The 13,275-nt window shown below is 41.7% G+C and carries 9 protein-coding genes and 1 tRNA gene; 6 read left to right on the top strand and 4 right to left on the bottom strand.

The genetic code is table 11. The annotated features are described in order from the left end of the window. Positions 1-36: 36 nt before the first annotated feature. Genes CDH51_RS00235 through CDH51_RS00225 form a run of 3 tightly spaced genes read right to left on the bottom strand, consistent with a single transcriptional unit; the run spans position 37 to position 4,546 of the window. Positions 37-2,775: a CHAT domain-containing protein gene (locus CDH51_RS00235; RefSeq protein WP_100626736.1), complete on the bottom strand. Its 2,739-nt coding sequence runs from the start codon at positions 2,773-2,775 to the stop codon at positions 37-39. A gap of 21 nt (positions 2,776-2,796) precedes the next feature. Continuing rightward, entirely contained in the window at positions 2,797-3,663 is an 867-nt protein-coding gene (locus CDH51_RS00230; protein WP_157807013.1) for a hypothetical protein, read from the bottom strand. A gap of 55 nt (positions 3,664-3,718) precedes the next feature. Beyond that, complete coding sequence (locus tag CDH51_RS00225; protein ID WP_262494510.1) at positions 3,719-4,546, bottom strand: DMT family transporter; 828 nt, start codon at positions 4,544-4,546, stop codon at positions 3,719-3,721. Positions 4,547-4,651: 105 nt separating this feature from the next. Here CDH51_RS00225 and CDH51_RS00220 point away from each other — a divergent pair, with 105 nt between their 5' ends. After that, positions 4,652-5,101 (top strand): peroxiredoxin, encoded by a 450-nt coding sequence (locus CDH51_RS00220; RefSeq protein WP_100626733.1) that lies wholly within the window; start codon positions 4,652-4,654, stop codon positions 5,099-5,101. Between the two features lies 1 nt (position 5,102). On the opposite strand, the gene CDH51_RS00215 is transcribed toward CDH51_RS00220, so the two are convergent. After that, positions 5,103-5,753 carry an ABC transporter ATP-binding protein gene (locus CDH51_RS00215; RefSeq protein WP_100626732.1) on the bottom strand — a complete coding sequence of 217 codons (651 nt, stop codon included), beginning with the start codon at positions 5,751-5,753 and terminating at the stop codon, positions 5,103-5,105. A gap of 139 nt (positions 5,754-5,892) precedes the next feature. Between CDH51_RS00215 and sucC the strand changes: the two genes are divergently transcribed. From sucC to CDH51_RS00190, 5 genes are all read left to right on the top strand, one after another. Continuing rightward, complete coding sequence (gene sucC / locus CDH51_RS00210; RefSeq protein WP_026946642.1) at positions 5,893-7,107, top strand: ADP-forming succinate--CoA ligase subunit beta; 1,215 nt, start codon at positions 5,893-5,895, stop codon at positions 7,105-7,107. 10 nt (positions 7,108-7,117) lie between these two features. Continuing rightward, positions 7,118-7,191 (top strand) — tRNA-Arg (locus CDH51_RS00205). Between the two features lie 178 nt (positions 7,192-7,369). Beyond that, positions 7,370-9,688, top strand: a complete 2,319-nt coding sequence (locus CDH51_RS00200) for a PSD1 and planctomycete cytochrome C domain-containing protein (RefSeq protein WP_232724712.1) — start codon at positions 7,370-7,372, stop codon at positions 9,686-9,688. 2 nt (positions 9,689-9,690) lie between these two features. After that, the gene (locus CDH51_RS00195) at positions 9,691-11,145 is read left to right on the top strand and encodes a DUF1501 domain-containing protein (protein ID WP_100626731.1); all 1,455 of its coding nucleotides are present in this window, start codon (positions 9,691-9,693) and stop codon (positions 11,143-11,145) included. Continuing rightward, positions 11,146-13,272, top strand: coding sequence for a c-type cytochrome domain-containing protein (locus CDH51_RS00190; protein WP_100626730.1), 2,127 nt, complete (start codon positions 11,146-11,148; stop codon positions 13,270-13,272). Positions 13,273-13,275: the final 3 nt, after the last annotated feature.

Raw genomic sequence — 13,275 nt, 5'->3', positions numbered from 1 at the left:
TTGCCGGATTTTTTTATTCTAAATCCGACTGATTTTCTATCTCCGGCGAGAAATTAAAAACCAATAAATCAATCCGGCCAAAATCAGGATAATTCCTACAATGAGAATAAGCTTAATCATGGAATTCCAAATAGATTTCTCCTGAATCTGACCTACCAGGACAAAATTGGTCCAATAAGGAGTATCCCGAAACTGTACCATTTCTGGATCTTGGAGTAAGCTTAGCTTTGCCTCCCTCAGTGCCTCAGCATAAGTCAAACCCGCGTCTAGCCCCTTGTAAAACTCTTTTGATAAATAGGCTGCTACCCGATCTTCTGTGAGCCACAGCGTGGATATAAGATTATCAGCTCCTGCAAATGAAAAAGCCCGAGCCAGACTGACAAGACCTTCTGATTCACTGAATTTGCCAGAGCCAGTCTCACAGGCACTCAAAAACACCAATTCGACCTGGTCAAAAGCTTGATACCTCAATTCATTTTCGAAAAGTCTAAAATCTCCTTCAGGATAAAATGCCACAAAAGATGCCTCATTATCTTCATCAGAAGCGATGGCATGGGTAGCTAAATGAATAACTTTATTTTGATCTGCTTGAGCTAGAAATCGCTGAAGTGTGGCTTCAGCGCCCTGAATCTTCAAGCCCGGCAAGCTCTCAATTTCAGCTCCTGATCCAAGTAAAACAGGAAGTCCCAATCCCTCTGGACCTGAGCTCCTATCAAAAGGTGCAAAGCTTATCATGCTCGATCCATTCCAAGAAGAAAGTTCTTGAGTTTGAATTTGGAGGGCCGAAAATTGGTAGCTGATCGGTAGTTTTTCGATGAGCATCTCTCCATCAACGTAAAGCTCATCAAAGGAAACACCAGAGAAAGCACCGTGTGGAACAATCATTAACAGTTTGGATTGATTGATTTCATTTTCCCAATTTTCAAAAATTCGCACACTCAGTGAATCAATAAATTCAGGGGTTTGATATCGCATCCCAGACTTCCAAGATCTAATTTGCTCTTTCCAAGACAGTACCTTATCTCGATCCTTTTCACTCCAATCAAATAGTTTCCAGTCAAGATTTTTATTGCTCAGCAATGAAATGACTAGGTAATCATCAGCTTCAAAAAAGGATAGTAAAATAGTCTTGTCAGGCAGTCTATTTTGAATGTTTGCTAGAGTAAGATTAGCAGAGTCCTCTTCTGTTTGGGAAAACTCCTTGATCTCATCACGAAGTCTAGATAGGCTGACCTGTAATTCGGTGTATTCAGATTTGAGATCTACGAGCTGAGATTCATCAAAATTCTCATATTGATCCCGATAATTTCTAGCTAGTTTTTGCAGAATCAATTGCTCTTCTTCTAGGAATTTCTTTGGAATAGCTGATTTTTGCCTTCTTTTTGATTCCAGGATACCCAGCCTGAGCGCCGTTGACTTACTCTGCTCTGCCCAAAGGAATACTTGATTTTTGATTCTTTCTTCATTACTGCTTCGGAAAAAAGCTATTAACTGGCTAATTGCAAGTTGGTAGGCTTGCAAAACCTGATCACCCAAAAATATTCTGGCCTCATCATTATCGAAATTCGCTGATATGAATTCGGCTAATGCAAAGGCAGATTCATAAGATTCCCAGCCTAATTCGAAGAATTCGGCTTCTTGGTTTATCCTGTATAAACTCCAAGCTGCATGAGCCTTAGAGACTAAGCTTTCGAAAAGAGTAACTGCACCCATTCCCAAGGAAAGTTCTTTGGGGTTGTCAAAGATATCTTCTGAAATAAAACTGGGATGTAACTCTCTGACAGATAAATGATAATAAGAGACTGCTTCTTGAAGCCTCTCTTGCTTTGATTTAAAATCCCCAAAGTTGGCTAAGAAGATACCCCGTTGATAGTTTTTAGGAGGTATTTGGAGGCTATCCAAGGCAAACTCTGTGGCCTGAAGCAGGCTATCTGCTTTTGATAGATTATTTTGAATTAGATACGCCTTCGTTTGGAGGTTCAAATAGGATAAGTAATTCGTACCAGAAACACCATCGATCTGACTTAGTACTTCCAAAGCATCTCCTCCCCTTTTTTCCTTTAGAAAAGTATTTGCCAAGTTAATCCGAACTTGATTGGAGTTGATGTTCCAATCAAGGAGTTGGAGGTAAATTGAACGCGCACTATCGTATTCTTCTAAATGGTAAAGTGCTGAGGCTTTATTGCTCAAAAAACTATAGCGGGCAAATTGTGCATAATCTCCGGAAGTCTCCAAGTATGACTCTGCCTGTGTGAAATATTGAATACTTTGAAGATAATTCCCGGTCTCGAAGTAGTAGACTCCCAAGGCATTAAAAAGCCGCTCTGGAAAGGTCCCTGTACTGATTTGATCCTGAAGACGTTCAGCTTCTTTCAGGTGAAAAATGGCACTATCTAATCTACTCATCCGAAAAAGCACCTCACCGAGGTACAAGTTTGAGGCATAGACCAAAGTATCTGGCTTTTGAAATGCCTTTGCGAAAAATAAGGCCTTTCGATAGGAATTTGCAGCCTCTGATTGCAAGCCATAAATTACTTGAAGGTTACCCAAGTGCTCTGCGGCCCTTATAAAATCAGTGACTGCCTCAGAATCTGGAACCTCAGAGAGAATCTCAGAATAGATTTCCATGGCCATTCTATCATCAGTCTCCTCTGGATATGGCAAAAAATAAAGAGAATCCGCTTTTTGGATTAATTGATTGTCCTCCTGTCCATTGACATATAGAGGTAGAAAAATAATACTAAAACATAAAAGACGACTCCAAAGATTCGACACAATAAAGGGCTTTTAAAGCCCCTATTGTAGATTTGCCACTATTACAATAAATGGTGGTCTAGGCACTCTTCGGGGCCTGGTTTGATTTGCAATCCTGAAATTAGACGATTTTCCCGATCTAAGTTCATTGATTAGATCACTTTTTTCTTCAATATCATCCAAAAGAGCTTGTGGAATGTCAGCAACTGTTTCATAATAGAAAAAGCGCAATGGAATAGAATTTAATGCTTCTCCACTCAAATCAGCCAGTCTGTAAAACAACTCAACATCAAGAACTTCTCCATTGATTGGAGTCGCTCCAAAAGCACCATTTTCCACTGTCTCCAATAAATCAAAAACTCCATCACTTGAAATCTCGAAGCCTAGATCCTCTAACAACTGACCTGTAGGATTGTCAGTATCAAAGTCACAACTGCTATCGCCATCATCATCATCGTCATCATCACAGGGGAGAGTAAGTCCAGGAACTCCATTGTATATGGGAGCTGCCAAGGTTTGATTTTGATCCAAAACATACACTCCATCCAGGTAATTGACTCCTCCAATAGTCAGAAAAGTCTCACATGTCTGGTTGCTTCCCTGAGGAGTAAATGTGATTTTGTATTTAAGACCTGTTTCACTCGCATTGATATCGATAACTCCTGAACTAGGATCGATTGCCAAGCCATTTGGACTTGCTTCGAAAGTTCCTTGGATAGGATTAGTAGGGCTTACAAGTATATTTTGGGTGGCATTCAAATAATATATCGTATCAGCATAAGCAAACTGGTTACAGTCAAAATTTGACTGACCATTTCCTAGAGGATCTTCCGTTTCTTCTACACAAGAAAAAATGGAAAGGAATATCAGCGCGAATGCTATTAGTGATAGAAAAGATTTAGGGCTCATCTTTAAAGGTTTTCTTTTAAGTCGCATCTCACTTTCAAAATGTAACCACTTCATACTACTTTTCTCTTAAATTCAATAATATTCCCAGTACAACCAAGCCCATACCTACGTAAGAACCAAGCGTAAAAGTCTCTTCGAAAAAGATATATCCAAAAAACAATGCATAAATCATTCCCAAATATGTTAGGCTTGAAACTTTAGACACATTTGAGTTTTGATATGCTAAAGTCAGGAAGTATTGTGCGGCCTGGGTACAGATTCCAATCCAAAGCAATATCGCCCAATCCCAACCCACGGGATTTACCCAATTGAATAATACAATGACTGAGGCAATGGGTAAAGTCACCAGAGGAAAGTAAAAAATAATCACCAAAGGGTGCTCGGTATTCTTCAATTTTCGGATCACATTGTAAGCCAAGCCCGAAAAAAGTGCAGAAATAATTCCTATGCTGGCATAAAGCAAATCCACTCTCGGATCGAAACCTTGCACCACAATCACACCGAGAAAGGCCAAACCAAAATAGAAAAATTGAATAGGCTTGACCCGTTCCTTAACTAGAAATATCCCCAAAATCGTGGTGAAAATCGGCGAAAGGTATTGAATAGTTACAGCACTTGCCAATGGGATTTTTTGAAGGGTGTAGAAAAAGGTAATCAATCCGATCGATCCAACTACACCTCTGATTACCAGTAGTTTTTTATTATTTCCAAAGACATATACACCCTGACTTTTCAGAAAAGCATAACTGAAAATAAGGCTAAAAATGGATCGAAATAGGATGATTTCGATCGCCGGAATATGAGGGATGAACTTTACAGACACATTCATCAAGGCAAAGAATATTCCTGCCAAAATCATGGACTGCACGCCGGATAGTTTCAAGGTCGGGGTATATTTTAATCAGTTGGAGCAAGTAAGAAAGAAAGAATCATTTTTCATTACTTTGAGTTCAAGCTAACAAACAGTTTTAAATACAGTTTCAAACTCATGGCATTAAAAATCGGAACCCAAGCACCAGACTTTTCTGTAAAAGGAACCTCTGAACTTACACTGAATCTACACCAAGATCTATCTGGGAGAAGCTTTGTATTATACTTTTATCCGAAGGACTTCACCCCCGGCTGTACCGCGGAGGCTTGTGAGTTTAGAGATCAATTTGAAGCATTTCGGGATTTGGATATTCCTGTCTTTGGAGTTAGTAGAGATTCTATCGAGACACATGAGAAGTTCAAAAAAACACATAAACTACCCTTTGAGCTTTTGTCAGATGAATCCGGAAAAGTTTGCAAAGCATACGACGCGCTCATTCCACTCATCAAAATGCCCAAGCGAATCACCTATTTCATCGATTCGGACATGAAAATTGCCGGAGTATTTCAGGATATGTTTGAATCAAAAAAGCATATCGAGGCCATGCTGAAAAAGTTAAAAAAATAGGCTAGACCATTACGCCATCCTTCATTTCCAGCTTTCGATCAGCCATGGCTGCCAGCTCTTCATTGTGAGTGACGATGACAAATGCCTGTCCTAGTTCATCCCGAAGCTTAAAAAAAAGCTCATGAAGCTGATGGGCATTTTGCGTATCCAAGTTTCCACTTGGCTCATCTGCGAAGATAATTTTGGGATCATTGATCAAAGCTCTGGCCACAGCCACTCGCTGTTGCTCCCCTCCCGAAAGTGCAGAAGGCTTATGATCCAATCGATGACTGATGGATAGGATTTCCGCTAGTTCTGAAGCCCTTTTTTTCAACTTAGACTCGGATTGCCCTTGGATAAATCCCGGGATCAGAATGTTTTCTAAGGCCGTAAATTCCGGCAAAAGATTGTGAAACTGAAAAATGAAGCCTACCGTCTGATTGCGAAAGGTGGCTAGCTTATCTCGATTCAGGGCGAAGATATTTTTCCCTTCAATCAAAACCTCTCCGGAATCAGGCTCATCTAAAGTGCCCAAAATGTGTAAAAGCGTACTTTTACCAGCACCGGAGGAACCTACGATGGAAACAATCTCCGAAGATGATATTTCAAGGTTTACTCCTTTCAAAACATGAAGGTTTCCGTATGACTTATGAATCTCTCTGGCAGTCAGCATTATAGATTTCTTTCTAAAGGATTAGCAAGTTGGATATTTTTAGAAAATGGGAATTAAAGGCTTTTTTTTGATAAAAAAGGATTTTTTCAGGTTTGATTTATAAAGCTGAAGGGCTTAACTTCGCCAAAAATTTTGAGCAATGAACATACACGAGTATCAGGCGAAAGAAGTATTGAAAGGTTACGGAGTCCGAATTCAAGAAGGAATCGTAGCAGACAGTCCAGAAGCTGCCCACGAAGCTGCAGTTAAGTTGAACGCGGAAACAGGTACCTCTTGGTATGTGATCAAAGCTCAAATCCACGCTGGTGGTCGAGGAAAAGGTAAAATCCAAGAAACCGGTTCAAATGGTGTGGTTTTGGCCAAAAAACTTGAGGAAGTAGGTGAAAAAGCTAAGAATATCCTTGGCGGAACACTTGTAACTCATCAGACGGGTCCAGAAGGCAAGAAAGTGAGCAAAGTTTTGATTGCTGAGGACGTTTACTATCCGGGCGATTCAGAACCAAAGGAATATTATCTATCTATCCTCCTAGATAGAGCCAAAGGTTGCAACGTAATCATGGCTTCTACAGAAGGCGGAATGGATATCGAAGAGGTTGCAGAAAAATCTCCTGAGAAAATCATCAAAGAATGGATCGATCCGAAAGTAGGATTGCAAGGCTTTCAGGTAAGAAAGGTTGCTTTCAAGCTTGGTCTTAGCGGAAATGCTTTCAAAGAAATGGTCAAATTCATCGCTGCTCTTTACAAAGCATACGAAGGAACTGACTCCTCTCAGTTTGAGATCAATCCTGTATTGAAGACTTCAGATGACAAAATCCTAGCAGTAGATGCTAAGGTAAACCTTGACGACAATGCATTGTATCGTCAGAAAAACCTTGCTGAGCTTCGCGATATCTCTGAAGAAGATCCATTGGAAGTGGAAGCTGGTAAATCTGGTCTAAACTACGTGAAGCTTGACGGAAACGTAGGTTGTATGGTGAATGGAGCCGGACTAGCGATGGCAACCATGGATATGATCAAATTGTCCGGTGGTGAGCCTGCAAACTTCCTCGACGTAGGTGGAGGTGCTAACGCTACTACAGTTGAAGCCGGATTCAGAATTATCCTTCAGGATCCTAATGTTAAGGCAATTTTGATCAACGTATTCGGAGGAATCGTAAGATGTGATAGAATTGCTAGCGGAGTTGTTGAAGCTTACAAATCTATTGGCGATATTCGCGTTCCAATTATCGTAAGACTTCAAGGTACCAATGCAGAAGAAGGTGCCAAGATCATCGATGAATCAGGATTGAAGGTCTTCTCAGCGATTACATTGAAAGAAGCAGCTGAAAAAGTACAAGGAGTACTTCAAAGCTAAATCGGAATAAGCACTCGTAGTTCAACTGGATAGAATATCGGATTTCGGCTCCGAGGGTTGAGGGTTCGAATCCTTCCGAGTGCACAAAGCTCAGACTTAGGTCTGAGCTTTTTTTTTGCCTTTAAATCCTTTTTTTCTCCAAAGATTGAAATCTAGAGCCCTTTTTTTTCAAATCTGTACAAACCTCTTTTTTTAGAAAAAGGAAAAAACTTTTTGAAAATTTTTATTTAACTTACTTTTTCAAAATAATCCAATTCAGCTTTTGAAATTGTCGGCAAAATATACGTTTTACACGCTATTACTTACATGTTTATTCGGATGGGGATGTACTGGCACTTCATCCAATTCGCCTGAGTTGGTAGCTGTAGACCAAATCAGCTACAACTTTCATATTCGCCCCATCCTTTCTGATAAATGCTTCGCCTGCCATGGACCCGACGCCAATAAGCGGGAAGCTGGATTAAGATTGGATACTGAAACAGGAGCCATCGAAGCCCTTAAAGAAAACCCGGGTAAATTCGCTTTGGTAGCTGGAGATCCAAATGCATCAGAAGTCTATCATAGAATTACATCGGAAGACCCATCCGAACAAATGCCGCCTCCCGAGTCCAATTTGAAGCTTTTGGATTCTGAGATCGAACTAATCAAAAAATGGATTGAGCAAGGAGCTGCTTACGAACCTCATTGGGCTTTTGTCAAGCCAGAAAAAAAACAAATCCCTGAAGCTTCTGACTGGGCTAGAAATGAAATTGATCATTTCACCTGGAAGAAGATGAAAGAAAAAGGGCTAGAACCCAATCCAGAAGCCGAAGATTATGAATTGATCAAGCGAACGAGTTTGGATCTGACTGGCCTTCCTCCTAGTCCGGAAATTTTGGAACGATACCAGGGTTTTGAAGGAGAAAATACTTACGAAGACTTATTGAATAATCTTCTTTCAGAGCAGAGCTTCGGAGAAAAGTTAGCGATCCTTTGGCTGGATATTTCAAGATACTCGGACAGCTATGGCTATCAAGATGACAATATCCGAACCCAATGGCCCTATCGGGATTGGCTCATTCATGCCTTCAATAATAATTTACCTTACGATCAATTCATCACATGGCAACTGGCAGGGGACCTACTTCCCAATCCGACCAAGGAAACTATTTTGGCCACAGCTTTCAACAGAAATCATAAATACACCGAAGAAGGAGGCGTGATAGATGAAGAATACCGCATCGAATATGTTTTGGATAAAACCAACACCTTCAGCACAGGGGTACTCGGCATTACTATGGAATGCGCACAATGTCACGACCACAAGTACGATCCCTTTTCCCAGAAAGAATATTTTGAACTTTTCGCCTTCTTCAATAATAGTCGGGAAAAAGGTTTTGAAGGAGATGTCAGCGTCTCTCAACCTGCCAAAACACCCATTCTCTGGGTAGAGCAGGAAGACTTGGGAGGAATTTTGGACTTCATCAATCATCCGGACACTACTAAACTGAGTATTTCCGTGATGGGCGAGTTAGATGAGCAAGAAGCCCGTACAACTTACATCTTGGATCGTGGCGTATATGACGCCCCCACTGACCCTGTAAATCCATCCACGCCAGCATCCATCCTGGAGTTTTCGGATGATCTCCCCAAAAATCGACTGGGACTGGCTCAATGGGCAACCAATAAAGACAACCCTTTGACTGCCAGAGTATTTGTTAATTTGATTTGGCAAGAAATCTTCGGAACAGGCATCGTAAAATCGGCAGGGGACTTTGGTATGCAAGGGGACCTTCCCTCCCATCCCGAACTGCTGGATTGGCTTGCTGTAGACTTTATGGAAAACGGTTGGGACATCAAACGGCTTCTAAAACAAATCCTTTCTTCGGCCACCTATCGACAATCTGCTCAAATTACAGACAAACATCTCAAAACCGATCCGGAAAACGTGTATTTGGCTCGAGCTCCCAGGTTGAGATTACCGGCTGAAAATATCCAGGATTTGATATTGGCAAGTAGTGGTCTTCTGGTGCAAAAAGTCGGAGGGCCTAGCGTAAAGCCTTATCAGCCTGATGGAATTTGGGAAGCAGCAACCTCGGGCAGGGGAGAATTGGCAAAGTATGAGCAGGATACTGGAGAAAGCCTTTATCGAAGAGGAATTTACAATTTCATCAAACTGACTGTCCCACCTCCAAAAGCAATCATCTTTGACGCTAGTAATCGAGATCGATGCGAAGTAGGAAGAGGAAGAACCAACACGCCCCTTCAGGCTCTTGTCATGCTCAATGACCCCATGGTTTTGGAAGCTGCTCGTGTTCTGGCGAGTGAGCTGAACGATAAACATTCAGATGCTGAAGCAGCCATTGAAGAAGCTTTCAAACGCATACTCTGTAGACCGATGAAAGCCTCGGAAGCCTCCTTGATTTCTGACTATTTTGAAGATCAGTTGGAGCGATTTGAGTCAGAACCGGAGACTATCAAGCCAACGCTCGATGTGGGTGAATATCCACTCCGGGAAGAGGATGTAAATCCCAGAACTGCTGCACTGATGCAGGTGATTGTCAGTCTCTACAATTTAGAAGAAACGATAACCAAAATATAGACATGGAGAAGGAGTTTTTGGAGCATGGATTAAGTTTGAATCGAAGGAAATTCCTTTCCAGATTAAGTTTGGGCTTAGGAAGTGCCGCCTTAGGTTCTCTTTTGATTCCAGACCTTTTTTCAGGCAAATCAGAAGAAGAAGATGCTATCATGGCCGCTTTGCCACACTTTGCTCCCAAAGCCAAGCGTGTCATTTACCTTTTTCAAAATGGGGCTCCCTCCCAGCTTGAGTCCTTTGATTACAAACCTCTTTTGCAGAAAAACTACGGGATGGATTTACCTGAATCTATCCGGATGGGACAGCGATTGACGGGTATGACCGCCGGACAGGATAAGTTTCCTTTGGTTGGTTCCTATTATGACTTCAATCAATATGGGGAAAGCAGGGCGTGGATTTCCTCGATTTTCCCCTACACCGCCAAAGTAGTAGATGACATCTGTATCATCAAGTCCATGCATACAGAGGCCATCAACCATGATCCTGCTTTGACCTTCTTTCAAACAGGTGCTCAGGTAGGAAACCGACCTAGCATGGGTTCTTGGCTAAGTTATGGACTTGGAAGTGAAAACAACAACCTTCCGGCCTTTTGCGTGCTTCTAAGCCGCGGCAGAGGAAATGGTCAGGGTGTTTACAGTAAGCTTTGGAGCAATGGCTTTTTGGATGCCACTCATCAAGGTGTACAGTTCTCAAATTCAGAGGATCCAGTGCTTTATCTTCGGGACCCTCATTCCATGAGTAGAAATGAACGGAGAAAAATGCTGGATCACATTGCCGCCATGAATGATCTGAGCTTCAAGGAATTCAACGATCCGGCTATCACTGCAAAAGTCCAGCAATACGAGATGGCTTTCCGAATGCAGACTGCTGTACCGGAAATCACCGATGTCTCCAAAGAGCCTGATTCAATCGTCAAGCTATACGGACCAGATTGTCTCGTTCCGGGAACCTATGCTGCCAACTGCCTACTAGCACGAAAATTATCTGAAAGCGGCGTTCGCTTTGTTCAATTGTATCACCAAGGCTGGGATCAGCATGATAATCTCCCCAGTCAAATGGCTATGCAGGCTAAAGATGTAGATCAAGCTTCTGCTGCACTGATTACAGACTTGAAACAGCGAGGACTTTTGGATGAGACCCTTGTTATCTGGGGAGGGGAATTTGGAAGGACTAATTACTGCCAAGGAAAAATAACACTGGAAAACTACGGTAGAGATCATCATCCTCGAGCTTTCTCCATTTGGATGGCTGGAGGTGGCGTGAAGTCTGGAATGGTCTATGGAGAAACTGATGAATTTGGCTACAACATCACCGAAAACCCAGTTCATGTCCATGATTTCCAAGCCACAATTCTTCATTTGATGGGAATAGATCACGAAAGGCTTACTTATAAACATCTTGGAAGAAGGTACAGGCTGACAGATGTTTCCGGTCATGTAGTCAAAGATATTTTAGTCTAAATGGCCCGATCCCGCATTAACGTATCAGCAATTCTAGAAAACCTACTTTTCGTCTGGTTTGGCTTTTCCGCGATTCTATTAGTCGGAATAGAAATCGCAAGCATTCCTCCATTTCTTCAAGTATTGGGAAGAGCTCACCCCCTACTTTTACACTTCCCCATAGTTTTGGTGATGGGTGGATTGTTGTTTTGGATTTTGCCAAGGTCTTACAAAAGTGAAGCATACGCACAGATTGCTCCTTTTCTTCTGCTTTTGGGTGCAAACTTCTCCGGAATCACGGTAATCGCAGGTTTAGTTTTATCCAGTGAAGGATATGAAGGCGATGCGCTCTTTTGGCATCAGTGGGCCGGTATGATCACCTTTTGGGGAGGAAGTTTTTTCTATTTTTTTCAAAAAAGAAAGCAAAAAGCACTTCAAATTCCTTCTATCCTTTTGATGCTTTGTATTGTTTTGACCGGACATTGGGGAGCTGCCATCACGCATGGGGAGGATTTCTTACTAGCTCCACTCAAAACAGCTGAACCTGAGGTCACGCTAGCTGAGGCGGAAGTTTTTGAGCACCTAGTCCGACCGATTCTAAAGAGCAAATGCGAAAGCTGCCATCGAGATGGAAAGGTAAAAGGCGAGCTTCGGATGGATATTGTAGAAGGCTTACAAAAGGGTGGCAAATCAGGACCTTTTGTCCTTGCTGGCGACCTTGACAACTCCCTTTTAATTCAACGAATCAATCTGCCCTTGGAAGAGGAAGAGCACATGCCTCCCAAGAATAAAACCCAGCTCACCGATGAGGAAATGAATATTTTGACTGCTTGGGTCAATTCAGGAGCTAGTTTTGATCAAAAAGTCGCTGATCTTCCTGAAGAGCATGAATTATTTCAATTTGCGTCTAATACTTTCGCTAATAAGCCCGAATACGATTTTGATGCAGTATCTGATGAAAAACTTGAAGAGCTGAATACATTTTTCAGAAAAGTAAATCCCATCTATCCTGAGTCCCCTGCATTGGAACTCTCCTACTTTGGAATTGCCGCTTTTGACCCAAATTCGCTTTCTGACTTGCAGGAGATTAAGACTCAATTGATTTCCTTGAATTTGGACAAAATGCCTCTTGGTAATGCTTCTCTGGATTTTTTAAATGACTTTCCAAATCTTGAAAAGTTATCCTTGAATTTTGCAGAGCTTAGTCAAGATCAATTGGAGCGCTTCCCAAATATTGAGAGCTTAAAAGAGCTTTCACTTTCTGGAATTCAACTTTCTCACGCTGCTTTGGAGAGAATTTCTGGAATGAAAAACCTTGAAAAGCTTTTTCTATGGCAGACAGGCTTATCCGCTGAGCAAAAAGCCGATTTAAGAGCTCAATTACCAAAAACTGAAATTGACTTTGGCTTTGATGGATCGGATGTAATTCTTCCACTTAACCCTCCAAGAATCAGACAGGAGCGAATTTTATTTACAGAAAATCTAGAAATAGAGCTCAGCCATCCCATTCCATCTGTCGAAATCCGATACAGTATTGATGGAACCGAACCGGACAGCTTGTCAAGTCCTGTTTATGAATCGCCCATCTCAGTGATTAGCTCCGGAAAAATAAGGGCAAAAGCTTTTGCAAAAGGGTGGATAGGATCGCAGGAAGTTAGCTCCGTATTTATGAAATCCGGAATCAAACCTACAGAATATCGCTTGTTGACCCAGCCAAACCCAAGATATCAGGGCGATCTTGAAGAGACGCTTTTCGACCAAATCAAAGGTGAAAATAATCACACTTCCGGGGAATGGCTCGGCTACAGCGAGGATCCATTTGCAGCTGAATTGATGCTGAAGGAAAGTCAGTCAATTTCAGAATTGGCGATTAGTTTATTATACAATGAATCAGCCTATATTTTCCCTCCTACTCGGGTAGAAATCATTGGTTGGAAGAATGGAAAAAGCACCATTATTCATTCTGAAAAACCAAAACAGTCCGAAAAAATAGGAGAAATCAGATCCGAACTCCTTTCCTATTCTTTGAAGGATTCTGATTTTGAAAAAATCCAAGTCAAGCTCTACCCCATCCAATCACTTCCACCTTGGCATCCCGGAGCAGGAGCCAAAGGATGGGTATTTGTCGATGAAATCCTTTTAAACTGATTT

This window comes from Algoriphagus formosus (assembly GCF_002807035.1).
Lineage (GTDB): Bacteria > Bacteroidota > Bacteroidia > Cytophagales > Cyclobacteriaceae > Algoriphagus > Algoriphagus formosus.
The sequence above is the reverse complement of the archived record's forward strand: the minus strand, read 5'-3'. Positions and strand labels throughout refer to the sequence as shown.

Bases quoted from the DNA above. Each gene is read 5' to 3' on its own strand.
- CDH51_RS00230 (WP_157807013.1), bottom strand. From the start codon at position 3,663: ATGAGCCCTAAATCTTTTCTATCACTAATAGCATTCGCGCTGATATTC.
- CDH51_RS00220 (WP_100626733.1), top strand. From the start codon at position 4,652: ATGGCATTAAAAATCGGAACCCAAGCACCAGACTTTTCTGTAAAAGGA.
- CDH51_RS00215 (WP_100626732.1), bottom strand. From the start codon at position 5,753: ATGCTGACTGCCAGAGAGATTCATAAGTCATACGGAAACCTTCATGTT.
- sucC (WP_026946642.1), top strand. From the start codon at position 5,893: ATGAACATACACGAGTATCAGGCGAAAGAAGTATTGAAAGGTTACGGA.
- CDH51_RS00195 (WP_100626731.1), top strand. From the start codon at position 9,691: ATGGAGAAGGAGTTTTTGGAGCATGGATTAAGTTTGAATCGAAGGAAA.
- CDH51_RS00190 (WP_100626730.1), top strand. From the start codon at position 11,146: ATGGCCCGATCCCGCATTAACGTATCAGCAATTCTAGAAAACCTACTT.